The organism is Symploca atlantica LB2515, assembly GCF_052546295.1.
The window spans coordinates 3,578,154-3,603,838 of record NZ_JBQWMT010000001.1 but is presented as its reverse complement, the minus strand read 5'-3'; the positions used below and the strand labels follow the sequence as shown (position 1 = coordinate 3,603,838).

Annotated in this window: 16 protein-coding genes, 1 tRNA gene and 2 pseudogenes; 12 read left to right on the top strand and 7 right to left on the bottom strand. The window is 45.0% G+C overall.

Translation table 11 applies throughout. The features are described from left to right. Positions 1-21: 21 nt before the first annotated feature. Positions 22-1,710 carry a potassium channel family protein gene (locus ACT7WV_RS14965; RefSeq protein WP_445103642.1) on the top strand — a complete coding sequence of 563 codons (1,689 nt, stop codon included), beginning with the start codon at positions 22-24 and terminating at the stop codon, positions 1,708-1,710. A gap of 40 nt (positions 1,711-1,750) precedes the next feature. Here the strand turns inward: ACT7WV_RS14965 and ACT7WV_RS14960 are convergent, their stop codons facing one another. Then, positions 1,751-2,623, bottom strand: a complete 873-nt coding sequence (locus ACT7WV_RS14960; RefSeq protein WP_445103641.1) for an MBL fold metallo-hydrolase — start codon at positions 2,621-2,623, stop codon at positions 1,751-1,753. A 168-nt stretch (positions 2,624-2,791) separates the two neighbouring features. Further along, positions 2,792-3,223, bottom strand: a complete 432-nt coding sequence (locus tag ACT7WV_RS14955) for a hypothetical protein (protein ID WP_445103640.1) — start codon at positions 3,221-3,223, stop codon at positions 2,792-2,794. A gap of 223 nt (positions 3,224-3,446) precedes the next feature. On the opposite strand from ACT7WV_RS14955, the gene ACT7WV_RS14950 reads away from it, so the two are divergent. Further along, the gene (locus tag ACT7WV_RS14950) at positions 3,447-4,214 is read left to right on the top strand and encodes a pentapeptide repeat-containing protein (protein ID WP_445103639.1); all 768 of its coding nucleotides are present in this window, start codon (positions 3,447-3,449) and stop codon (positions 4,212-4,214) included. A gap of 43 nt (positions 4,215-4,257) precedes the next feature. Beyond that, a tRNA-Cys gene (locus tag ACT7WV_RS14945) sits at positions 4,258-4,328 on the top strand. A 121-nt stretch (positions 4,329-4,449) separates the two neighbouring features. Here ACT7WV_RS14945 and purM read toward each other — a convergent pair. The 3 genes and pseudogenes from purM to ACT7WV_RS14930 all read right to left on the bottom strand — a co-directional run. After that, positions 4,450-5,334 (bottom strand): annotated as a pseudogene (gene purM, locus ACT7WV_RS14940) (phosphoribosylformylglycinamidine cyclo-ligase); the annotation flags it as partial. A gap of 15 nt (positions 5,335-5,349) precedes the next feature. Next, complete coding sequence (locus ACT7WV_RS14935) at positions 5,350-6,285, bottom strand: reverse transcriptase N-terminal domain-containing protein (protein ID WP_445103638.1); 936 nt, start codon at positions 6,283-6,285, stop codon at positions 5,350-5,352. A gap of 685 nt (positions 6,286-6,970) precedes the next feature. Continuing rightward, positions 6,971-7,171 (bottom strand): annotated as a pseudogene (locus ACT7WV_RS14930) (phosphoribosylformylglycinamidine cyclo-ligase); the annotation flags it as partial. 515 nt (positions 7,172-7,686) lie between these two features. Here ACT7WV_RS14930 and ACT7WV_RS14925 point away from each other — a divergent pair. Next, positions 7,687-8,787, top strand: coding sequence for a septal ring lytic transglycosylase RlpA family protein (locus ACT7WV_RS14925; protein WP_445103637.1), 1,101 nt, complete (start codon positions 7,687-7,689; stop codon positions 8,785-8,787). A gap of 142 nt (positions 8,788-8,929) precedes the next feature. After that, positions 8,930-10,144 carry a phosphopantothenate/pantothenate synthetase gene (locus ACT7WV_RS14920; protein ID WP_445103636.1) on the top strand — a complete coding sequence of 405 codons (1,215 nt, stop codon included), beginning with the start codon at positions 8,930-8,932 and terminating at the stop codon, positions 10,142-10,144. A 35-nt stretch (positions 10,145-10,179) separates the two neighbouring features. Here the strand turns inward: ACT7WV_RS14920 and ACT7WV_RS14915 are convergent, their stop codons facing one another. Beyond that, a complete protein-coding gene (locus ACT7WV_RS14915; RefSeq protein WP_445103635.1) occupies positions 10,180-11,445 on the bottom strand; it encodes a phosphopantothenoylcysteine decarboxylase domain-containing protein in 1,266 nt (421 codons plus the stop codon). Positions 11,446-11,490: 45 nt separating this feature from the next. Between ACT7WV_RS14915 and ACT7WV_RS14910 the strand changes: the two genes are divergently transcribed. From ACT7WV_RS14910 to ACT7WV_RS14900, 3 genes are all read left to right on the top strand, one after another. Then, positions 11,491-12,252 carry a type III pantothenate kinase gene (locus tag ACT7WV_RS14910; protein WP_445103634.1) on the top strand — a complete coding sequence of 254 codons (762 nt, stop codon included), beginning with the start codon at positions 11,491-11,493 and terminating at the stop codon, positions 12,250-12,252. Between the two features lie 281 nt (positions 12,253-12,533). Continuing rightward, positions 12,534-14,114 (top strand): bifunctional pantoate--beta-alanine ligase/(d)CMP kinase, encoded by a 1,581-nt coding sequence (locus tag ACT7WV_RS14905; RefSeq protein ID WP_445105660.1) that lies wholly within the window; start codon positions 12,534-12,536, stop codon positions 14,112-14,114. Between the two features lie 841 nt (positions 14,115-14,955). Next, entirely contained in the window at positions 14,956-15,888 is a 933-nt protein-coding gene (locus ACT7WV_RS14900) for a polysaccharide deacetylase family protein (RefSeq protein ID WP_445103633.1), read from the top strand. Between the two features lie 76 nt (positions 15,889-15,964). Here the strand turns inward: ACT7WV_RS14900 and ACT7WV_RS14895 are convergent, their stop codons facing one another. After that, a complete protein-coding gene (locus ACT7WV_RS14895) occupies positions 15,965-20,683 on the bottom strand; it encodes a glutamate synthase-related protein (protein WP_445103632.1) in 4,719 nt (1,572 codons plus the stop codon). A 756-nt stretch (positions 20,684-21,439) separates the two neighbouring features. On the opposite strand from ACT7WV_RS14895, the gene ACT7WV_RS14890 reads away from it, so the two are divergent. The 4 genes from ACT7WV_RS14890 to rpsL all read left to right on the top strand — a co-directional run bounded on the left by ACT7WV_RS14890 (position 21,440) and on the right by rpsL (position 25,536). Then, a complete protein-coding gene (locus tag ACT7WV_RS14890) occupies positions 21,440-23,668 on the top strand; it encodes a phosphodiester glycosidase family protein (protein ID WP_445103631.1) in 2,229 nt (742 codons plus the stop codon). A gap of 288 nt (positions 23,669-23,956) precedes the next feature. Next, complete coding sequence (locus tag ACT7WV_RS14885) at positions 23,957-24,385, top strand: phosphomannose isomerase type II C-terminal cupin domain (RefSeq protein WP_463424173.1); 429 nt, start codon at positions 23,957-23,959, stop codon at positions 24,383-24,385. 224 nt (positions 24,386-24,609) lie between these two features. After that, positions 24,610-24,948 carry a HesB/IscA family protein gene (locus ACT7WV_RS14880; RefSeq protein ID WP_445103630.1) on the top strand — a complete coding sequence of 113 codons (339 nt, stop codon included), beginning with the start codon at positions 24,610-24,612 and terminating at the stop codon, positions 24,946-24,948. A gap of 210 nt (positions 24,949-25,158) precedes the next feature. Continuing rightward, positions 25,159-25,536, top strand: a complete 378-nt coding sequence (gene rpsL / locus ACT7WV_RS14875; protein ID WP_445103629.1) for a 30S ribosomal protein S12 — start codon at positions 25,159-25,161, stop codon at positions 25,534-25,536. Positions 25,537-25,685: the final 149 nt, after the last annotated feature.

Here is a 25,685-nt window from a genome sequence, read left to right as displayed (position 1 = left end):
CTCCGTCAACAAGGCTAATTAATGAAACCCCGTATCATCGTCTGTGGCCTGGGTCGTACTGGATATAGAATTTTCTGCCTCCTGAGGCAGCAGGGAGCTGCTGTAGTTGGCATCAGTGATCGACCTCTTCCTGGAGAAAAAAATGACATTGTAATTGGAGATTTACGAGCACCTTGTACCCTGCTAGCTGCCAGGATTCAGGACTCTGAAGCTTTGATTCTGACTACTAATGACGATGCTCTCAATCTAGCAATCCTTACTAAAGCCAGAGTCATCAATCCCCGCATTCGCATTGTTAGCCGCTTGTTGAATACCAACTTAGGAGATCGTTTAGATCAGACTCTTCCCCTTCACGTCAGTCTGAGTGTTTCTGCTTTGGCTGCACCACAATTTGCCTTTGCCGCACTGGGAAATCGAGTTATCGGGCAGCTGCAACTATTTAATCAAGCTTGGCCAATCCACGAAGAATACATTAACGAAACTCATCCCTGGATTGGCAAACAACTGAGTGAACTCTGGGAAGATCAATCCCGGATGCTAATCTACTATCTACCAGTAAATGGTAGAACTGATTTAATTTCTTCCGTAGCCCAAGGAAAATGTTTGCAGTTAGGCGATCGCTTGATCATTGGTAGCAAGCCCAAAGTTCGCAGCCGCCGACGCTTTCGCTTACGTAAACTACTGAAAGTACTGGCAAATTTGCGCCATTTTCAGCAACATGCCAAATCAATGGTGCTGGTAACGTTGGTACTACTGTTGATGATTCTCATGGCAACAGTAACCTATGTATCCTTCAGTCTCAATACTTCTATTATTGATGCTTTTTATTTTTCTGTCGGTATGATTACTGGTGCTGGCGGTCAAGAGCAAGTAACTGAACAAGCACCGGCTGGCGTCAAGATTTTCACTGCCATCATGATGATTGTGGGCGCGGGTGTAGTGGGCATTTGTTACGCCCTGCTTAACGATTTTGTTCTGGGAACCCGCATGCACCAGTTTTGGGATGTCGCACGGGTTCCCCATCGCAATCACTACGTTGTTTGTGGATTGGGCGGTACTGGTGTCCAAATTATTAATCAACTACACAGCCAAGGCCATGAAGTAGTTACCATTGAGCAAAACTCCAATCACCGCTTTCTGGGTACTGTGCGTTCTTGGGGCGTGCCAGTGATTCTGGGAGATCCCAGTTTGTCTACTACTCTACAAGCCGTTAACGTCCACTCTTGCGAAGCACTCTTGGCAGTCAGCAATAATGACATGGTAAACGTTGAGACTGCCCTATGCGCTAAAGCCTTGGCTCCCAAGTTACCCGTAATTATACGCATTCATGACCCCCAGCTTGCTCGCACGGTACAGGAGGTATTTGATTTTGAGGTAGTACTCTCTCCTACAGAATTGGCAACGCCTTCATTTGCTGCTGCTGCTTTGGGGGGAAGAGTTGTCGGTAACGGGGTGAGTGGTGGTACTCTCTGGATTGCCTTAGCAACGCTGATTACGCCTAATCATCCTTTCTGTGGACGCCGTGTCAAAGAGGCAGCAATCGCAGCAGATTTTGTGCCGCTATACATTGAAACGAATCATCAAACTATCCACGGCTGGGAGATCCTGGAAACTTCCCTAAGTGGCGGTGATGTTTTATATCTGATTATGCCAGCTAGTGGTTTGGAGCTATTATGGCGTGCCGCACCATCTCAACTGATTGTTGGTTAATAATCGGGATGGCAACAGTTGATCGTAACTGTATCTATAATCAATTTAACTTCATCCAGGCAAGACACTGATCCATCTGGTGGCGCATTGTCTGAGCATCAGCATGATATCGCCTTCCATGTCCGGGTAGTACCCACTCAAACGAGTAGTGGCGCAATTTATCCATAGATTTTGTTAGTTCAGGCCAAGAATACCAGCAGGCTCTGCGGAAAGCAATTAGTTGGTTAAACTGGTCAGACCAAGCTAGATGATCACCAGTAAACAGAAACTTATCCTGATAAAGCAACACGGTATGACCTTTGGTGTGACCAGGAACTGGAATAATTAACAGGTCACTATCTAACTGATAGGGTGTAGCTGCCGTCAGTTGAATTTCTACCTCACGGGTATCAGAGGTGATTTCATCAGTGTGTAGAATGCGATCGCAGCTAAAATGATCGTGGAACTTCTGATGATCTGCTACATCATCCCGGTGTGTGAGGTACATATAGCGAATACCACCCATTTCCTCCAAACGCTTCACTAGTGGCGGGGCAAAACGGGGGGAATCGACTAAAACATTGCCTTCTGGACGTTGAATTAAATAGCTGGCCGCACCGTAAGAACTCTCTGAATGATAGCCGCAATGGTAGACATTTTCCGCCACTAAGACCGGAAAACTCTGTTGGACTTCTTTGATATCCCTGGGCTTTTCTACAGTGCCAATGGAAGAGGTGGGACAAGCTAACAGGGCTTGAAGTGCTCGTCGTCTTTCTGTCTCCGTAGCCGGTTGATGATAAACCGCCGATTGCCCATCGGCGCGATTAAACACCTCTGGAGTCATCCAGCGGCAGGTGTCACAATCAATGCAGGTGCTGTCGACGTAAAAATTACCGCTGACGTTTTCTAAGCGGCGTTGTGTGAGATGAGCCATGATTCTGATTAATTATTTTTGAGGAGCTACTCCTATATCATAATCATAACGAGTATGAACTATTGGATGCAGTGCTTCGAGGAGCAATGATTTTTGAGAGGGAGTTTCGCTCTTACTCAATGGCATGGGTTGGTAAAGACACAGACAAAGTAGACGTTTGACCTGAAATTAGTAAGTTTGTATCGCTAATCCTTCAATAAAGCCAGTTATCCAAGCTGGCCAATCAGGTGATCCCACGCGTAGCACTGCTATGACTTGGTAAATTGTTTCCCGAACTAGCCCCACACTGGTCGGCTTAGCTATAGCTAGAGTAGGAGTATAAATAAAAGTTTCAGCAGATGTCTTAACCGAGGTATCGCCCAACTCAATCTTAGAACCAATACCATAAGGCTCAGCCAAAAAATTCACCTTGATAGACATGCCTAGAGGCATCAAAGCGATCGCACCAGATCCGACAAACTGCACCGTTACCCGTACTGCAAACGACTCGTCTTGTTTAATAATTATGTCCGAGTACTCAGCATCGGCTTCAGTGGTGAATACTGTGAGATTGGAGAGCTGACAGGTGATAGGGGCGACGCTGACTTGATTACCTTTCATGAATAATTTCGCCTAGAATCGATAATCAGACCCTGCTACACCCTAAGCTAGCAACCATATATCCAGAGTCACAATATCCAGAGTCACAATGCTAAATTAGCATTATAGTAAGTTAAATCTTAAATCCTAGCCTTAGTAAAGGGTTGGAATAACTTAAAAGTTAAAATAAAACTTCTTCCAGTTAGGGATATCTACCGCCTGTTCCGTCACTCCTGACTGTATTATGAACCCCCCAGAAAATCATCGTATTCCTGAAGACAAAGTTCAAGAAGTTTTTACCCTTGCCGCTCAACTGTATGCTGAACACGACCAGAGCTATTCAGTAAAAGAACTCATGGATGCTGGGACAGAAGCAAAAATCCCGCCAGAGTTTATGCAACAGGCTCTTGAGCAGATACAGTTACAGCAAAACCAACAAACTGCGCCAAGCTCTCAATCAAAGAAGTCTCAGGCTTACCTGAAAGGCCTTGCCGTCGGACTACCTGCACTCTTGGCGGTTGGCTTAGCAGGGTGGTTTCTTGCCAAAAACGCTGCAACCAATGCAGCAATAGATACAGGCTTAGCAGAAGAAGTAGTAGAAACAGTAGAGCCGATTGCCAATTCTTCTTCAGTTAGTGGCACTAGCTTAGCAAAAGGTAACTTCAAGTGTGCTGGTTTACAGCTCCAGGGGGCAGATCTGAGTGGTAAGAATCTCAGGGGTGCTGATTGCACGAGAGCAGACTTGAATCAAGCTGTGTTGAGCGATGCCATCCTGGAAGGTGCTAACTTGAGCCATGCTCAATTGAGAAATGCCAATTTAAATAATGCCAATATTAGAGGAGCGGATTTAGCCGGAGCAGATTTAGCTGGGGCCGATTTGAGTGGTGCTGATTTGCAAGGTGCCAACCTCAGCAATACGGATTTAAGGAATGCCAATCTGACGAATACAAATATCAGTGGAGCAGATTTGGCGGGAGCAAACTTAGATGGTGCAATTCAATTAATTAAATAACCCACATTTAGCTTCGTTTGATATACTTATTACCTGGGGCTGTGGCGGCATAGCCAAGTGGTAAGGCAGGGGCCTGCAAAGCCTTTACCCCCAGTTCGAATCTGGGTGCCGCCTTTAGAAAGAAAATAGCTACCCTCAAGGCTTTTGAGCGTTGAGGGTAGTTGTCTATTAGGAGAAGTGAATCCTCCTAAGTCGGGTTTTTAACCTTAACTTATCCCACAAAAAAGTCGAAAACTCATTCAGGTAGACCGACCACGCCACCTTCAGAGTCAATCACTTCACCAATGGCATAAGCAGCGATATCCTGTGACTCAAACCAACGAAGGGTCTGCTCTGAGTGATCTGGCGGTACGACCAACACAAAGCCAATACCCATGTTAAAGGTGTTAAACATCTCCTTGAGACTGACATCACCAGCCTCAGCCAGCCACTGAAAAATCGGGGGAATTATCCAGCTATTGGGGTTAATCTGAACCGATTGACCAGCACCAAGGCAGCGAGGTAGGTTTTCTGGGATGCCGCCACCAGTAATATGAGCCATACTATGAAGCTCAATTCCAGCACTACGGGCATCCAGAACTGGCTTAACGTAAATCTGAGTGGGGTTTAAAAAGACCTCACCTAAACTGCGACCACCTAGCAGTTCTGGGCAAATCTCCCAGTTTGAAGTCTCATTTGTGGTACTCGCAATACTCTCAGAAGGTCGTGTCCTAGCGGGATACTCACGGACAATTTGGCGCACTAAGCTAAAACCGTTACTATGAACGCCCTGACTGGCTAAACCAATTGCCACATCTCCCACCTTGACCTGGGAACTGTCTAGCATTTGGCTTTTTTCAACAATTCCCACGCAAAACCCTGCCAAATCATACTCTCCTGGTTGGTAGAAACCAGGCATTTCTGCGGTTTCCCCTCCCAGCAAAGCACACCCAGAGAGGCGACACCCTTGGGCAATACCCGCAACTACCTGAGTCAACTGCTCAGAATTGAGCTTGCTAGTGGCCAAATAATCCAAGAAAAATAGGGGTTGGGCCCCAGAAGTCAAAACGTCATTAACGCACATTGCTACTAAATCAATGCCAACTGTATTATGGCGATTAAGGTCTTGAGCAAGTTTGAGATTAAACTAAGCCCCTCAGTCACCTGAGCGACTCGTCTTCAGAACCGGACGTGAGACTTTCACCTCATCCGGCTCCTCAATGATTTGGTGCTTGACAGGCAAACCTACAGCAGTGAATGAAGTGTGAGCAAGTAACAGTATTAGGTTGTTCTCCTTACACTTGGTGGCAAATACTCGATTCTCACCATTAATAGAAGACCAATATTTGTTTAATACCCATGTACGGCTTTTCTGCGGATGACGACCCTTTGCCCAAGCTATCAGCTTAAGGAACACCAAATGATCTAGGTGAGCCAATGACTTGTTGCTTACCTGGGATGAATAGTAGTTTACCCACTCTTTGATCACCGGATTTAAGCGCCGGATTAGAACCTCTTGAGCGGCTGATTTGTGGGCATTAATGATACTAGCTAATTGCTGGTAGTGTTCTTTTCGCTGAAATTTGCTTGGGGATATTGTGGTTTTTCCGCCCTTTTCTTGGGGATAGGTTTTGTGCAGTAGAAAATTAAAAATTGAGAAAAAGTTTTCCTTTTCCCTTTTTTCTTTTCCCTCTTCAGCGGTAGGATCGTCGTTCCTACTGCACATAAGAGAATGATCGTGCAGTGCTTCGCTATTATTTCCCGATCGCGAAGTTAGTGAATTTAATTCAAACTTGGTCTTCTCTGTTGGCGCGATCGCTAATTTGACCAGAATTTGGTCAACAGAGAAATCATCTCCAGCTTCTGATTTCCTGCTTTCCCCATCCTTTTGCGTCAATAGCCGAACCGATAAACACCTTGCTGACCAAGACTTAATCAAAGTCTTTTGCAGCTTGCGAACTGCCTTGAAATCACCACGCTGTGAGGCATTGTAGATACGTTTTTGCAACTTAAAAACCACCCGCTCTAGTTTGTACCAGGGGATGTTTTTCCATTCCGCCGTCGGGGATGCCGACGTTTTAGACCTATACATTGCTACTGGGTCCCTACATTCCCAATCATCGTGAGTCCGTCTGCATATCCCGACCATTACAGTCGAGCATTCGCTTCTGACTCAATCTCTCCCAACACATTCATGCAGTTAGTACCTACTCCTGTTATCGACCTTGAGGAGAGAAATGTGTGGGTTAATTCGTTCCTGATAACCATTGGTAGATTCCTTAGGATGATGCTCTACACCGGGGTTTTTGGGAGTGCTACTAAGCAACGAAGATACTTAGTCCCTAATCCCAACTGACGTTTCAGCCTGATTACATCAGCGTGTCGTAACGATGTTTCACCACATCTTCGCTTGCGCTATCCATAGACTCCTGCTCAAGGGTTGACCAACTGAGGCTGTCAGCTAACCCTTAGTTTCGCCCCGCTTTAGGGATTGATGACTAGTCGCTACCCTAGGGGTCGTGCTTTCACCACAGCACTTGTGGGGAGGGACTTGATTGAGGCTTAGGTTAGGATTTCAGTCTGTTTTCAGGAAAATGTTAAATCTTTCTGAAATTACGGTATTTCCGTGATATTCCTTAGCCTATACCTTAAGGTTTGTATCAAAAAATACTTTCTCACCCTCATGGTTATCAAGTTATCAAGGAATTAACAAATGATTTTTGTTCTTTCCTTGTGGCTAATCCCCCAAACTTGTTCGAGTTTGGTTTCTAACCAACGAGTCGCACCTTCGTACCGACACCATCTGTTCCGGAGACTAAAACTGGCTCCTTATAGCCTGTGGGTAGCTGAAAGCAGCCACTAAAACCACCAAGTCCGCCTAATACTTCAGGTCGGTGTGTGCTTTGCACCAGACTACGGATTTGTTTTACAAAAGCTCGACCTGCCTCAACATCGACACCGGCTTCTCGATAATCCATGTAGTTTTCTTTGTAACTCCTGCTATCTGTCTATTTGTTTATTGCTGGAACTTGTCCCAGAAAAGAGCACTATCCAGTAATGATTAAGGATTTTACAGGTTGCTTGCTGATCGGAGAGCTTTGTCATTTTTGGAAATACTTGACAAAACCACTCGCAATTTGGTTACAAAGGTAGCAAGTTACCTCTTCGGGAGAGAGGCCGGCTTAATTATGTAAATTTTTGCTAAGTTTATTGTAAATAACTTTAAACGTATAAAAATACCAAACCCTAATTTTAGCGTTATTTGAGGCTGTTTTTCAAGGTTAAATTTTGATGAGATTTTGATTAATTTGAGGATAATTAGCAAAAATCCCTGATCCCCAAATCCAAAACTTCGTGTTAGTCTGTTGCAGGTCAATAAGTAAAGCGGACACATAACGAGTACGAGTTAACCAATCAGTTGGAGTACCTTTGCAGTTTTGCCCACACCAACAATAGTCAACTTCGAATTCCTAATGCTTTTGACAACAGGCGTATGAATCAACAAATTTGGAGTAGCATTACCTTTACCATCCTGACGACAGTGATTGGTACAGCAATACCGAGTCATGCCGAACCAACTGGGGGACTTAGGCAAAGTTCAGAGGAAGACTCTGCTGCAGTGGTAATAATGCCAACAACTGCCCTAAACACCTCTGTCTTAGCTCAATTACAAGCTCGTCAAACAGAAATTAACAAAGGAGAATTTCAGCCTCAAACAACCACAGTGGCGCAAGACCAAGGCATTGCTAAGATTCGTGCTTATCAATTGGCAGGGCGTCAGGTAGCCACACTGACAGTCCACAGCATTCCTGTACTTACTTTCTTGAGTTCGAGTCCTTCCCCGACTGAGGAAACAAGCCACAGTAGCCTGCCGCAGCATAGTGATAAAACGGCTTCTCGCCCTCAAGCTTCGGAAAACCGAGGAGTGAGTTCTGTTAAAGCTGCTCAGGTTACATCCAACTCGTCGGTTTCCGATAGTAATAATGACCCAGTTTTACGAGCCCAAGCAGTTGCTGCCCAGATTAATCAACTAGACCGGCAAAAAATAGATGCCGAGGCGATTTCTGTTCGTGGGAATGCTCAATGCCATTGCTACAGCATCAGCGTCAATGACACAGAGCTCGTCCGCATCGATGAGAAAACAATTTTGCCAGATACAACTGAGAACCTCGCTGAAGATGCTCGACAAGCCACTAATCGACTCCGACGGCTCATGGGCAATGCTCTACCATTGGAGGAAATTCCAGGTCAAGAACTCGTAGAACCCAAGCCAGAGATTAGCCAGCAACCCGCTCAACCTCAAATTAAGGGTATGGCTTCCTGGTACGGTCCTGGTTTCCACGGTAGACTCAGCGCTAGTGGCGAGAGATTCAACCAAAATGCCATGACGGCAGCTCACCGTCACTTACCTTTTGGCACAAGCGTGCGAGTGACAAATTTAAACAACGGGCGCTCGGTTGTGGTGAGGATTAATGATCGTGGGCCTTTTGTCCGAGGGCGGGTAATTGACCTCTCAGCAGGAGCCGCCAAGGCTCTAGGAATGATTAATAGTGGCACCGCGCCTGTGCGGGTGGAGGTTGTAGAGACTCAGTAAGCAATTAGATGACTCAGGTAGGGGTACAGCAAAACTTTGCCCCTGCTACTGTTCGATTGTAGTCCGCTGTTTATTTCTCTACTGCAAACTTTTGCTAATCAATCAGGTATAGTAAGCCAGTAATGCAGAAGCAATATTACTCATGAGTGATGTACCTGCTAGTCATCCTCGCGCCTTGTCATTAAAGTTACGAGAACAGATAGAGCATTACCGCAAAGTTGGGCTTGTCGCGGATGCGGGACCAATAGCCCATGGTCGCGGGGAAGCATTTGATTATCTATTAGGTGAAGCAACTCCTGAGCCAGTAGTAAAAGATATATATGCTGCCGCCGCTTTGCTTCTAGAGGCTGAACATCCCGTAATTTCAGTCAACGGTAATACGGCTGTACTTGCGCCTCAAGCACTAATTTCTCTGGCTAACAAGATACCGGCTAAATTGGAGGTAAACGTCTTTTATGGCAGGACCCAAGAACGCGAAAAAAAAATTGCTGAGTATTTGATTTCCCAAGGTGCCCAAGAGGTTTTAGGTGTTAACTCAACAGCGAAAGTACCTCATCTTCATTCCTCTAGGGGTCAGGTTGATAAAAATGGTATTGCCGCAGCAGATGTTGTTCTTGTTGGCCTAGAAGATGGTGATAGAACTAGGGCTTTGTTGGCTTGGGGGAAGAAGGTAATATCTATAGACCTCAATCCCCTCTCTAGAACTGCTATTGATGCGACTTTAAATATCTGCGACAACGTAATTCGTGCCTTACCTTTACTGGAAACAGCAGTAGAGGATTTGCGAGGAGATGAGCAACGCAGAAAAAAAATTATAGCTAAGATCAACAGCAAAGATTCTACTGCGAGAGTTTTGCAGTTTTTAGATATTCGGCTAAAGAGTATTGCCCATCAAATCAGTGAATTATCTGTTTTAGAAGCTACAGAAGCGCATCTTAATTTTATAGTTGATCTGATAAATTCTGTGATTGAAGAAGGATGCTTTGATCTAGAAAAGGATAAATTAAGCTTAGAGGCTATAATTTCAAAATTGAACGCTGAAAATTCTGCGGTCTACGTCTTAGTTTCTCAAAATAATCTATGTGGCTTTGTAGATGCAGAAATTCTCGAAGAAGGTTATTTACAAGTAGCAAACCTAGCCATAGCAAAAAATTACCGAGGTTTGGGGGGAGGTCAACTTTTACTTAAAAAAATTGAAGAATTAGCTTCAAATAAAGGTTGTGATAAAGTAGTAATAAGACTTTTAGCTAGTTGCCGTGCAGCACAAGCTTTATTTCTCAAACAGGGCTACACTCCTCATGGTTTTATTGCTCTCGAAAAAGGCGACTTGATAGTCATGGGTAAAAAGATTGAGTAGTTGTTAATTTTACTAATCAATCGCCAAAAAATCTTTTATGCCTCTAGTGTTTTTGTCAGCAAAACCTCTTCTAAATAGTTGGCAATCCCGATCGCTATCTGTTTTTTCCCTATTAGTTTCCCTGCATTTTCACTTCCGGTAACTAAATAAGCTACTTGTTCTCCGTTGGAACCAGTATCCTCCCCTCGATTTGCTACCACAGCAGGATAACCACGGTTTATTCTAGCTAAGGCTATTGTCATCAATTCCTCGTGACTTACCTCTTGTTGGTACTTAAAGGCAACCATGTGGAGTTCAGGAAACTTGGCTTTCACCTCGTCAATCACTTTTAGGGTGGGAACTAGGTTAATGGTTTGCCAACTTCCACCACTGGGAATTTTTCCCGGAAAAATTGTTTCAGGTTTGTAGTCTGCTACAGCCGCAGAAAAAACTCCAAAAGTATATGGTTTATGCTGCAATTCTTCCATAACAAAAGTGAAGTATTCATCGTAGGTTTTGGCAATTTGATAAGGTAGGTAGTCAGGAGGTGTATGAGAACCCTGTCCGTGGATCAGTTTAACTACCGCACCCCGAAGATAAAGTTCTTCAGTTAAATGGACACCCAACTTTCCTGTAAAGCGATTGGTTATTCTTCGCACCTGATCAATTTCCACTGGTGTCGGTCCGCCAGTTACTAGTACAGAAATACCTTTAAGCAGTGAAATGCTTAGAGTTCGACAAACTTCAGTAACAATTTTTCTAGGAGATGGCAGATTATGCTTTCCATAGTCTTCTCGTGGCGCGATAATTTCTATTCCTAAGTCATGTAATTTTTTCAACGATTCAGTGAGAATAGAATTATGAAGACTCCCGTGCATGGTAGGTGCAATCAAAATTTTAGTTTGCCCTTGTTCCAGGCGACCCATGGCAGAGGCAAGTGAGGAGGTAATTACCCCATCGGCAATGCCATAACGCATCTTGTTGATCGTATTGTAGGTTGCTGGTGCTACTAGATAAGCATCGAAAGGTGCGCTATCACTAAGATGTTCTGCCGCTGCTGTCAGTTTTGTTACTACTTTGTTGGTAGTACACCATTCCAGGGTGTCTATAGTGGTGTATCGCAGTGCTTCTTTCGAGGCAAAGGCTACCACATCAGCCCCTTCTCTACGAAGCGCACGGGCTATGTCTGGTGCCTTAAAAGCAGCAATGCTACCAGTAAGTAACAGTGCAATGCGCTTTTGTTGAAGGTGATTGCCTTCAAGGAGAACCTGGTGATCTCCTAAATCAGAGGGCGGCGGTGGACTGAAATCCCAGTCTTTCATGAAGAGAAAAGATCACAACTTTTGACTGTTGCTAGTTTAACGCTAATGCCATCCCTTAATAGGTCAAGAAATTTAGTCCTTGCTGATATTGGTAATTCAGCCGTTAAGCTAGGTATTACTGACATTTATTCAGAAAAAATAACTCAGTACATAACCTGCGAAAATGTCGCTGAATGCCGCAATCAACTCAACTATTTCCCCTCAAGTAAGATATTTTACTCTTCTGTAAGGCCTGGTTTTGAAGCAAACTCCCTGTGTCCCGATCCTTCTTGGGGCGTTATTTCAGCAAAGTCTCTTATTGAAATAGCCGATTTAAAGTTTGCAGACAGCTTGGATATGGGGATTGATCGCAAATTGGCTTGCCTAGCTGTCTGTGAGCTTGTAGAGCAGCCAGTTATTGTGATAACAGTAGGCACTGCTACTACTTTATCATTGATTTCAGAAAACACCTGCAATTTTTCGGTAATTTGGCCCGGTATGGGACTATCGGTAAAAGCTATTGACAACAGTACAAGAATTAGGGTAAATCAAGCTTTTAATCAGATTAATAATCCTCAGCAAATCACTTCCATACAGGATTCAGTAAATGTCGGAGTGCTTTTCTCCACTGTGTTCGCGATTGAAGGTTGGGTCGCTTACTTTACTAAGCACTACGATTATTTACCTAATGTGGTTCTTACTGGCGGCTATAGCCAAACAGCATCTAAGTTTTTGGCTGTCAAGCATATTACCGAAAAGTATTTAACCATAAAGGGGCTGTTTCAGTTATTTTTAAACAGCAAAGTAAAAAATTTAATTTTGGGCTAGATGTGAGACCAAAGACTAATAAACTAACTTTTACTCAGAAGCAAGCTCAATAAATTAACAGCATTACTAAATTATCCGATAATATAAATCATTTTTTGGGGAAGAAACAAGATCAACTACCGAGAATACTGTGTAAACATCGTATTACAGTGCAACGGATAGAGTATTACTACCAAATGCCTCGTAATAGAGGTTATAATAGACACTGTTAAAAACTGTGAAGCGGAAAGTCAAGTGTTAATTATTGCTTTCTCACTTCAGGAATTTAAACTTGAGTCTTCATCCTAGTTAATGGGAGGAGAAAACTGCGTCTGTTTAGAACAATAGCCGGATTGTGGTGTTATTTACAACGGTTGACTCAGCCCAAAGTAGTGAGCCTTATTCCCTTGAATGAGGCTAGTTGCAGGGAATATATTAGCCTTATTCAAAGAACTCAACGGCAGAGCAATACCTTTGTTATTAGTATCTTTGTTTATCTACAGCAGCTCGCCTCAACTTCAGACACTTCAGAGCATCCCAATCAGTTAGATAAAGGAATCAAGCTGTGTGAACTGTTAGGAATCGATACTTTTTTTGCTCCCAGTGTAGTTGAATTTTACGGGCAGCAACCCGCAATAGAGGCGAGTCAGAACCAACATCTGATGATGCAGGTGATAGCACCTGCATCAACGACATCAGTTTGTAGTGATTCGTTAAGACCAGGATACTGGCAAGATTTGGCAACTTTAGCCACAAGGCTTTTCAATATAGTGCAGCCCACAACGGTCTATTTTAGAGAAAAAGATGCTCAGCAGTTGGCAATTATTAGGCGTCTGGCGGTGGACTTAAATTTTCCGGTAAAGATTGTGAGTAGTCCAGTAGCACGGCAAGAATCGGGACTAGCTTGCAGTTGTAAAAATCAGTATCTAACAGAGCAACAAACAGTACAGGCACCAATGTTACATAGCGCTTTACAGCAAGCGAAAAAAACTTTTCAATCTGGAGAGAGAGACTGCGCAGTTTTGATTGAAGTAGTCAAATCAGAATTAGCGATCGCTAGCGATATTGAAGTAGAATACATCGAACTAGTCCACCCTAAAACGCTGATTCCTTTAGATCAGGTTAAGGACACTGGATTATTAGCGGTTACTGCTCGACTAGGTTCAACCTTCTTAACTGACAACGTGCTACTAGCGCAGCGTAAGCCGATTGTTGCCATTGATGGACCTGCTGGTGCTGGTAAATCGACAGTTACCCGCCAAGTAGCCAATACCCTACAACTGATGCATCTAGACACTGGTGCGATGTATCGGGCTATAACTTGGCGAATTCAAAAGGTGGGAATTTCTCTTGAGGATGAACCTGCAATTGCTGAACTGGTTAGTCAATCTCAAATTTATTTGACCAATGACGAGGCTTGTCAAACCGGGGTTCGTGTTTGGATTGATGGTGAAGAGGTTACCCAGGTAATTCGTTCCCTTGAAGTTACCGCCAACGTCTCCGCTGTTTCTGCTATACCAGCCGTGCGTCGAGAGTTAGTCAAGCAACAACGCCGTTGGGGTTCTCTGGGTGGTATCGTAGCTGAAGGTCGCGATATTGGCACCAATGTCTTTCCAGATGCCGAACTCAAAATCTTTTTAACTGCTTCTGTTGAAGAAAGAGCACGCCGACGTCAGAAAGATCTTGAAGATCAAAAACTGGCAAAAGTGAGTTTAGAACAGCTAGAACACGACATTCAACAACGGGACTTCCGGGATAGTAGCCGCACCTTGTCACCCTTGCGTAAAGCAGTGGATGCTATTGAAATACAGACAGACGGTCTGAGTATTCCGGAAGTCACTAAGCAAATTGTGAGTCTTTATCATCAGAAAGTATTGAACTGAAAAGGCAGGGGCTCGATAATCGCCTCAGCTATGGTAGAGTCTACCTAAACTCATCTAGCCACCTTTCAACAAATATTACTGGGGCTTAAATCTCTTAGAGGGGTAAATTATCTCTACTTCTCTTTAAATGAGAAGCAATGTGTTCGCTCACTACCCTCCCATGAGAAATCATGGGAGATTGCGTGGCTGAGCATCATGGCTTTATTGAGATAATTAGCGCCTCATCTTAAGCGATCCCCGGAAAAGAAGCAAAAAATCGACTACTTATCCCGGATAATGTGCTGTTTTTTAGTAATTTGAGATAGCATGATCAGCTTGAGGGGATTTTAGTGCTAGCTTTTTTCCAACAAACCCTGTTTTGCGAATCTGAGCAGAAAGCGGAAGGTGAGCCGTAAAGTTCCAGACTAGCGCTGCGCTATCTCTAAGGACATAGCTGCGCCCCTGTAGACAGGAGAACAGCTTCTCGTCGCGCAAGCTAGAGTGTCATACTTTGCTCATTTGTAGGCATAATTTTTTTAATGCCGAAGCAGGCGCATTGTGTTGAGAGCAGAGTATAACTTTACGGGTCATTCTCCGCTTTCTGCTTTCAAATACCAACTTTTGTACCGGTCCCGATCAACGTTATAGCTACTTTTAGCTCTAGAAGCATAGTAGTGAAAAATAGGATTTGTTGTTGAGACTAATTGCTCTAGAATTAAGCGTTTATAGCGAGATTTGGGTAAATTAGCCTCTACAACATACCCTAATTGGAGTAATCCTTAATCAGCACTAATTACCAAGCTGAGGAATTAAAAAAAGGGCGATTATGTCCTTTTGTTCTGAGGAGTGAAGGATACTTAACGTGACTAACCGTCATCTGCTTGTTTGGCAGAAGAGAATATCTATTTCTTTATTTGCTGCCGCTACTTTTAGTTTCTTAGTCGGATTAAATTGGCCACAGGATCAATCTGCTAAAAATAAAAGCTTGAGGCTTACACTTTTGCCCGCGCAACAGCTAAGTTTAACTCCCAAGACTTCGCGGGTTAAAGCCTTAATTGCCCAGCCAGATGAGGCATTTCAAAAAGTCATCTCCAGATTGGCAGAGCAAGAAAAAGCAAGACGCCTTGACTTCTCTGTTCCTGCCGATTTTCAAGGAAAAATGATTCGCGATGTCAAGCTTAAAGGGGAACACAAAGTAATTGCACTCACCTTTGACGATGGGCCTTGGCCAGAGACTACGAACAAAGTACTCTATGTCCTCAAACAGCACAACGTCAGGGCAACCTTCTTCGTAGTGGGAAAGCTTGTGCAAAAATACCCGCAGTTAGCCAAGGAGGTTATTGAGCAGGGCCATGCTATCGGTAACCATACTTGGAGCCATCATTATGAGCATTATAATGCTTTAACAGCCGCTACTGAATTGGATAAAACAACAGAAATACTCAAAAAAACAACTGGTATCGAAACATCATTGTTTAGACCACCCGGTGGCATTCTCAATAATGGTTTGGCAGCTTATGCTTATCAAAAAAAGTATGCTGTGATCATGTGGTCGGTGGACTCAAGAGACTGGTACTCTAGACGAACTAAAGCGCAAGCTTTAGTTGACCAGGTTCTCCATACTGTTCAACCGGGGGGGATTGTTTTGCTGCACGATGGCGGTGGCGATCGCTCAAAGACTGTGCAGGCTTTACCACAGTTAATTACTGAACTCAAAAAGCACGGCTACAATTTCGTAACCGTGCCGGAACTACTAAAAATGCGAGAAAAAGAACTCAAAGCCAGCAAAAATTGATGCTTCTTGCTGGCTAAAATTGAAAAGGTTGAAGGTGACAAACTGCAACTTTCAACTTTCCGAGTAACGTCTCAGCTTATTGAGCTGGGAGCAGCACTCTTTCTTCAACGACGTCTGGATTAGCTTCTGGGGTATCAGCCTCAGAAGGCGGTACAACTTGCCAGAACTGCTGTAAATACTCGGGCCAGTGATGCAAAATGGTCTGAGCTTTAGCGCTGCCAGTACGTTGAGCGTGAGCTTGAATGAGTTCTTTGAGCTGCTGCTCACCAGCAGGTGAAGTTACCCTTTGAATCTTGACAATTTCCGGGTTAACTTTTGCCGGGAAACGACCATCCTCATCCAGGATGTATGCCAAGCCACCTGTCATCCCCGCACCTACGTTGCGGCCAATATTGCCCAAGACAACGATGACACCGCCAGTCATGTATTCACAACAGTGGTCACCAGCAGCTTCAATCACGGCTTGACCTTTGGAGTTACGGACGGCAAACCGTTCACCAGCGCCACCGCGAGCAAACAAAATACCGCCAGTAGCACCGTAAAGACAGGTATTACCGACAATCACATTTTTAGCTGGGTCGCGGGTGGCTTCTATCGGCGGCTTAATAATAATCTCACCACCATGCATGCCCTTGCCCGCATAATCATTAGCTTCGCCTTCTAAGATCAGTGTCATGCCAGGAAGGTTAAAGGCACCAAAACTTTGACCCGCAGGACCACGGAACTTGAGGGTAATTTGCCCTTCAAAGCCGTTATCACCGTACTGCTTGGCGATCTCTCCCGCGATACGCGCCCCTACTGTTCTGTCGGTATTCACAATTCGGAAATCCTGACTTACGGAGCCTTGGTCACGGATCGCCTCCTGAATTTTCGCATCGGCTAATAGCTGATCTTCTAATACTGGTCCATTGCTGTGAACTTCTTCATGCTTGAGCCAACTACGATCCTGGCGAGTATCGGGTAGCTGAGTCAGACAGTTGAGAGTCAGAGCAGATGTCTTGGTCAACTGAACGTCTTCTCGGACTTTCAGCAAGTCTGCCCGACCAATTAGCTCGTCCAATGAGCGATAACCCAGCCGTGCCAGCAGTGATCGCACTTCTTGGCCAACGAACCAGAAGAAGTTGACCACATGTTCTGGCATACCTGTAAAGCGCTTGCGTAAATGTTCCTGCTGAGTAGCAACTCCGACAGGACAGTTATTGGTATGGCAAATCCGCGCCATGATACACCCTTCGGCAATCATCGACACCGAACCGAAACCGTATTCTTCCGCTCCCATCAAAGCTGCCATTACCACATCCCAGCCAGTTTTGAAGCCGCCGTCTGCCCGTAGGAGTACGCGATCGCGTAGCTGGTTCTCTAGTAATACTCGATGTACTTCCGTCACCCCTAATTCCCAAGGAATGCCCGCGTGCTTGATGGAACTCAGGGGAGAAGCACCTGTTCCGCCATCATGACCAGAAATTTGGATCACATCAGCATTTGCCTTAGCGACTCCTGCTGCCACTGTACCGATACCAATTTCTGCTACCAGTTTCACCGATACTTTGGCCTGGGGATTAATTTGATGCAGGTCAAAAATTAGCTGCGCTAGGTCTTCAATCGAATAGATATCGTGGTGAGGTGGAGGCGAAATTAAGGTAACTCCTGCCTTGGAACGGCGCAGCATAGCAATGTACGGGCTGACTTTTTTACCGGGGAGTTGACCACCCTCACCAGGCTTAGCACCCTGAGCGATTTTGATTTCAATCTGTTTGCCACTCATCAGATACTCTGGCGTTACTCCAAAGCGACCTGATGCCACTTGCTTAGTTGCCGAACTGGCTATATCTCCATTTCTTAAGCCTTTCAGGTGAGGTAGTGTGGGAGAGTGCCCTGCCTCATCTACATCATTGAGAACCTGGAAGCGCACCGGATCTTCCCCTCCTTCACCGGAGTTGGATTTGCCACCCAGGCGATTCATCGCGATCGCTAATGTTTCGTGAGCTTCTCGCGATAGTGATCCCAGGGACATCGCACCTGTACAGAAACGCTTGACAATTTCCTCAACCGATTCTACTTCTTCTATGGGGATCGCGCCGCGATCGCTCTGGAAGTCCAACAGATCCCGCAAAGCTGTCACTGGACGCCCTGCTAGCTGCTGCTGATAAATTTCGTAGTGGTCGTGCTTCTGCCCTGAGACAGCCTTGTGCAGTGCCTTTGCCATTTCCGGGCTGTTCATGTGGTACTCGCCTTTGGGGCGATACTGGATAAAACCAAAGTTTTCCAGTTTTTTACTAGTTAGTTCGGGGAAGGCTCGCTGGTGGAAAGAGATAACTTCTTGTGCCAACTCGGCAATACTCAAGCCACCCAGCCGCGAGGTTGTACCAGCAAAAGCAAGTTGCAGTAAGTCTGCACCAATCCCGATGGCTTCAAAAATCTGCGCCCCATGGTAGGAAGAGAGCAAGGAAATACCCATCTTCGAGAGGATTTTCAACAATCCGCCTTCCACGGCACAGCGATAGTTTTTCTGGGCTTGTTCTATAGTGAGGCTCTCAATTTGTCCTCTTCCCATCATTTTCTGAGTCTTGGGTTCTGACCACCAATGACGTACAGATTCCCAAGCCAGGTAAGGGCAAACAGCCGAGGCACCATAGCCAATCAAGCAGGCAAAGTGATGGGTACTCCAGCACTGAGCCGTTTCCACTACAATTGACGCCTTCATCCGCACTCCATTGCGGATTAAATGATGGTGTACTGCACCCACTGCCAAGAGTGGTGGAATATAGCTGTGGCTTCCGTCTAGGGTTCCGTCTGTTTTATCACTTAAGATCAGAATAGTCTTGCCACCAGCCACTGCCTCCACCACTTGATCACACAGATGGCGCACAGCCATTTCTAGACCACTCGGACCTGCTTGAATCTCAAATAGGGTAGATAAACAAGCGGTATTAAATCCTGAAGCTTTCACCGTCTGCATTTCGGCTTCATTGAGTACAGGTGTCTCTAGCTTTAACAAACGGGCATACTCCGGCTTTGCCTCTAACAGATTGCCCCTGGGGCCTAGCTGTATACTCAAGGACATCACTAAACTTTCCCGTAGCGGATCGATAGGAGGGTTAGTTACCTGAGCAAAGCGCTGTTTGAAGTAGTCGTAGAGTAAATGAGGTTTATCTGAGAGTATCGCTAAAGGAATATCGTCTCCCATACAGAAAGTAGGTTCCTTCCCTTGGGTAGTCATTGGCTCGACGATCATTTCGATATCTTCAGCCGTGTAGCCAAAGGCTGTCTGCTGGATTAGCAAATCCTGCTTTTCTAACTGGGGAGTATTCACAAAAGATTGCGGCGGCACAACGACACGCTGCTGTCGCAGCCAGTCACCATAGGGTAAGGCAGTAGCCACCCTTTGCTTAATTTCCCAGTTTTTCAGAACTTCTTTAGTTTCTAAGTCTACAGCAATCACCTGCCCTGGTCCGAGCCGTCCTTTCTCGATAATCTCGGCTTCTGGCAAATCGACGACGCCAGCTTCAGAAGCTACAACGACATAGCCATCCCTAGTAATGCTATAACGGGCTGGTCGTAGTCCATTCCGATCCAGACTAGCTCCCACGGTTTTGCCGTCACTGAAAACCAACATAGCTGGCCCATCCCACGGCTCCTGAATACCGCTATAGTATTCGTAAAAATCGACAATTTTAGGATATTTTTCTAAGTCCGGCTGATTTTGGTACGCTTCTGGAACCATCATCATCATGGCTTCTACCGGACTACGTCCAGAATGCACTAGTAATTCCAGTACATTATCCAGTGTTGCCGAATCGCTGTTATCTGGATTGACAAACGGCTTCAGGTCATTGAGTCCTGTATCCGATGCTGCTGCCGGTTGACTAAGTGCTAATTCTTGAGTTTTAATTGCTGAATCTTTACTTCTAACTCCCCAAATGGGATGAGTTAAGTCAGCCTCCCGCGCCATCATCCAGTTAACGTTACCCAGCAACGTGTTAATTTCACCATTGTGGCCTAAAATCCGCATTGGTTGAGCCAGAGGCCATTTGGGCATGGTGTTGGTGCTGAAGCGTCGATGGTAAACGGCAAAAGCACTCTGGTAGTCTGGATTTTTGAGGTCTAGATAGAACTCTCCCAAAATTGCTGAGCGTACCATGCCTTTGTAGACAATCGTACGACCAGAAAAAGAGCAAATGTAAAAGTCTTCGGGAACTTTAGCGGTATTATTAGACCGTAGCGCTTTGGCAATTCGACACCTAGCTTTGAAGAGCGATCGCTCCAATTCATCCCCTCGCTGCTGTGGTGAACTCACAATCACCTGCTCAATTTGAGGCTGATTGGCTAGTGCTTGGATGCCTAATACCTCTGGTTGCACTGGTACGATACGCCAGCCCAGTACTCTCAAATCTTCTTGTGCCAGTACTGCTTCAACAACCTCACGAATTTTTTTGATAATAGTCGCATCTTGAGGAAAGAAAACCATACCGACACCTAACTGGTCAGTAGGTGGCCGGTTGATGTTGAGTTGAGCAAACCAAGGATCAAATAACTTCCAAGGAATTGCCGTCATTAAACCAGCACCATCTCCAGAGTCTTGGTCAGCACTACAACCACCCCGATGTTCTAGACAATCCAAGGCAGATAATGCTTGTTCAATAAGCTTATGGGTAGCGGTGCCTATCCGAGAAGCAATAAAGCCAACGCCACACGCATCCCGTTCTTCTACCAACCATCTTTGACCTGGATAAGGGATGTCGCCCTGATTCCACGGATGACCTTGTTGGTTTTCTTTGATGCTCCTATTATCCATGGGGTAATTCTCTTTTTATAGTGCTACGAAGTCACGGATTGAAAGCTAATAGTAGATGCACAGTTTACTTCTACAAAACTGGAAAATTAGAAACAATTGGTTTTGACTGGGAGTCTAGATCAGCATCCCTTTGTTGAGTATCCGATTAACCATCGTCGGTAGCTGACAAGAAAGCTACACCCTCACTCAATCAATGAAGGATGCAATTTGGCTCAAAGGTTTGACGAGTGGAAAGGCTGGGGTGCTTCAATATGTCTGATTTAGTAAGCCAGCTAGCTAGTGACAAGAGCTGTAGATGACTCTAGGTGCTGGAAGAAACTCCTAAAATTTACAGTATCAGCCACCGGCATCCTGCCAGACGGACGGAGATAGAAATATTATAGGAAACGGTCTATTCTGGCAATCCCCGCAAACCAATTAGCTGTACTGTAACTTTTGATACAGAATATATTCTTAATTGCTGTTTTTGACACTCCTGATGATTGCATCAATTTCAACAAGTAGTTTGTTTAGGCAGTATTCCTAAAAGGCTGTGTTTTGAAAGCATAGCGTGCTTCACTACTTGGGTAAAGACAGCATCACTAAGGGAAGTAAGAAGAGTTAAGCTGCTCAATGACGATTAACTTGATTAATTTCTTACTATTAAGTCCAAACTGGTCGCGCTTACCGAATAAAGTCATTACTTTTTAACATGCTCCCCAAAAGCTTAATCATCGAATGATACAGACCTTTGTCTTAGTCCGAGAAACTTGCAGAATGCTCAAAAAATTCAACTCAGAGAAGACAACCGTTAATGGTTTAGTTAGGGCGCTCTCTTTGAGATACATTCGCCACTTGGGCAAGCTGTTGCGTCGTCAGTCTAACCGGCGGTGGCTTTTTAGCTTCCCCAAAAAATTGCGTCGCCACGCTGCCAGGATGTCTAAGCTGAAAAGCTTTCTGCTAGTCTTTACTCTGTTATTCTCATTACCTAGCTTAGCAATTACGCGAGTAGGAAAGATCGAACCGCTATTTTTGCCGAGTTACCAAAGGTTGCTCGGCGAATTGCCGCCCCTTGGCGAATCAAGGCAAACCCCACGGCGGGCAGAGTTTCTGTCAAAACCTTCCTCTGAACTAACCCGACTGAACACTACCGTTGCCGATGCCGATGAAGTACTCTCACTTCAGCGAGCAGCCTTGGCTGAGTACACGAGATTTCCCCGCAGGGCAGAGTTTTTGTCACAGGCGTCACCTCAAGTAATCCGGGAAGGTAGCAAATTATCTATCAATGGCCGGGTTTCCACCGTTGCCTGGAAGCAATGGCAGGTAGGGGGATCGGTTCGCACCAGCATCAGTGATATTGGTTTAATGCAAGTCTTGGGTCTAGAATTGCTCAGTACCAAAGATGTCAGCCAACAACCAGTAGAATGGTTCTCCTCTCAAAGCAATCAACCTCTGATTCTGGCTGGTCACCTGAGTGGTTCTTATCGCTATCTTGATGTTACCGATTTTGCCAGGATTGCCGGTTGGCAACTGCAAGTTGATAGTGTAACACCAGGCAGTCCGTTAATGTCGGCACAGACGCTAGTAATCTCTTCTGTTCCGGCGCAGGCCAAAAATATTAGACTCGGAGATCAGTCTTGGGGTTGGCGTCTAGTTATTGATCTTGACCGCCCAACTTTCTGGCAAGTTAGTGAGAGACGTACTGAGGCGGTAATTACCCTGGAAGCCACAGCTAATCCATCCTTAGTTAAACGATTTAATGCCCCACCAGCAGAGCAAATCCAAGAGAGTGAGGATGCGGCACCTGTATCTGTAGGGACTTCGGACGACAAACCGATTATTCGAGTCGAACCAACTGACAAGCAAACTACAATCCGGGTGGATATACCAAAGGGTAAGCGTGTGCGGGTTTTTAGCTTACCTAACCCTAATCGCTTGGTTATTGACCTGCGACCGGACACTCTAGTTAGTAAAGATATTACTTGGGCCCCAGGAATCCGCTGGCGTCAGCAGTTCGTTGAATTAGGGAATGATCGTTTTCCCACTGTGTGGCTAGAAGTTGATCCGCAGGCTAACCGGATGAAATTTAGAACAATTGGTAGTAACTCCACTACCCAGGTGGGAACTGCTCCCTTAATTAAAACTGCCCAGCAGTGGCAGGCTTTAGCTGCGATTAACGCTGGCTTTTTCAATCGCAATAATCAATTGCCTTTAGGGGCAATTCGTCGCGATGGTAAATGGTTATCCGGTCCGATTCTTAACCGGGGTGCGATCGCTTGGAATGATCGCGGTCAATTCAAATTCGGACACCTTGGCCTCAAAGAAACTCTGATCACCTCTTCAAGAAAACGCCTACCAATACTATTTCTTAATAGCGGCTATGTCCAAGCTGGTATTTCCCGCTACACTCCGTCATGGGGAGCAAGCTACACTCCTCTAACTGATGATGAAGTGATCGTGTTTGTCGAAAACGACCGAGTTACTGGTCAACTGCCAGGAGGATCTGCTGGTCAGGCTTCGTTCCCTATTCCCGTTAACGGCTATATATTAACTCTTAGAGAGCAGGGTACTACATCGGCTGAGTTGCTTGGCGTTGGAACACAAGTGCGTCTTGAGAGCCTCACTCTGCCTAGGGACTTTGATTATTTCCCCCACGCCTTAGGGGCTGGCCCGCTTTTATTGCAAAATAGGCAAATTGTATTGGATGCCAAAGCAGAAAATTTTAGCGAAGCCTTCATTCAACAATCTGCTTCCCGCAGTGCTATTGGTGTCACAGCTAAGGGCTCCATGATTATTGCTGCCTTTCACAATCGTAGTGGTGGGCTTGGACCAAGCCTGAGAGAAACCGCTGAGTTGATGCAGAAGCTGGGAGCTATTGACGCTCTCAATCTTGACGGTGGTAGCTCTACAGGGCTTTATCTTGGAGGTCAACTGCTTGATCGCTCTGCTGATACTGCGGCCGCTGTTCACAATGGTCTTGGTGTTTTCTTAGCGCCTCTTCCCTAAGGCTACTATACTTACAAACATCTTCGATGCTGGAGTTGTTTTTAAGCCTTTAAGGACAGAAATAATCGGTTGATATTTAAAGTTTCTTCAAAAACCAACCAGCTCAATGTAAAGACTTAATATTAATTAGCTAAACTAACCACTTTGACTAGTGACAAAGGCTAGTACTCCTTTGCTATGTTGGTTGTTGATTGGGCTGTTTTATTGTGGCTGATATTTTAACAGCAGCACCAAGGAAACAAGTTTTACCTCTATCGATTTTGTAGATTTTCCCAGGAGAAAAAAACAGTGGTTCAGTCTAGAGAAGTTTCTGAAGTTTCGGCACTCACTATACCGGCATCTATGACTTCCGAATCAATTGCCGCCGATGGTTTGCGACCATGGGGATCATTTACTGTTTTGGAAGAAGGGCGAGGATACAAAATTAAGCGAATAGAAGTGAAGCCTGGACACCGACTAAGTTTGCAAATGCATCACCATCGCAGTGAACACTGGATAGTTGTCAGTGGAACCGCTAAGGTCACTTGTGATGATCAAGAATCAATAATTTACCAAAATCAGTCTACTTACGTACCTCAATGCACGACTCACCGGTTAGAAAACCCTGGAGTCATTCCCTTAGTCTTGATTGAGGTTCAGAACGGGGAATATCTTGGAGAAGATGACATCACTAGGTTTGAAGATGACTATGCCCGTAACGGGTCAAAGAATAATTAGGTAGATGGGGTATCTCACGGCATGAAGCCGTGGGATGCTTGAGTCGATTAAAAATCATACTTTAAGAAACTTTACTAACTAGTCTCCTTGTATTGAACTTAAATTTATCTCGGCTCTCTGCCTAGATTATACAAAGGCATCTGGCAATAGAAGCTACCTACTTACCGTCGCTCTTGTCCGAGTTTGCTGTAGTATTAGCTAGTCATACTTCTGTAATTTAGCTGATGATTAATCTTAGTCAGGCTGCCGCTGGCGAAGTTAAACGTCTCAAGTGCAAACACCAGCAAGATATAGATATACCATTGTGGCTGCGCTTAGGAGTCCACAATGGTGGATGTTCTGAGCTACACTATAGTATCGAATTTGACAAAAAAATTAACAGCAGCGATCAGATTATTAACTGTGAAGATATATCTATAGTAGTAGACGAAAAGAACTTACAATACATCAAAGGCTTAACACTGGATTACTCAGAAGACCTCATGGGAGGAGGATTTCGTTTCCATAACCCGAATGCTGTGGAAACCTGTGGTTGCGGTAACTCTTTTAAAGTACGAGCATGACTTAGTAAGATAGTAATTTAAAGGTAGCATCTGACAAAAATCCGGTCTAGGATTAAAGATGGAATGCCTTTAGGTGAACTTCCTTCGATAAGCGAAGCCTCTTGGTTTCAATCTAGAGGCTTGCTCTATTGACGTGCTTACCTAAATTGAGGTACAATAAAAAATTGTCGATAGTTAAAACTCTCAAGAGAGCTGTACAAACCGTAACTCATGCCAACTATCCAGCAGCTCATTCGCACTGAGCGCTACAAAGCCAAGAAAAAAACTAAGTCACCTGCGCTTAAGCAATGTCCCCAGCGTCGTGGTGTCTGCACCAGAGTTTACACAACAACGCCTAAGAAACCGAACTCAGCCCTCAGAAAAGTGGCAAGAGTCCGTTTGACATCAGGTTTTGAAGTGACAGCATACATTCCAGGTATTGGTCATAATCTACAAGAACACTCCGTAGTAATGATTAGGGGAGGTCGTGTCAAAGACTTGCCCGGAGTCAGGTACCACATTATCAGAGGAACGCTAGATACTGCTGGAGTTAAAGATCGACTTCAGAGTCGCTCTAAGTATGGTACAAAGCGTCCTAAGGCTAAGTAGATTTAAAGTTGTCAGTCTGCCCAAAATAGCGGCGGACTTTAACCTTAAGTAAGTAAAAGTAACTGGTGGCTTGCCTGATTGATGGATTAAAAGCAGCGCGAGTACTCAAGTTTGGGCTATTAACGCTAAGGCAGGCAATTGATCGAGCC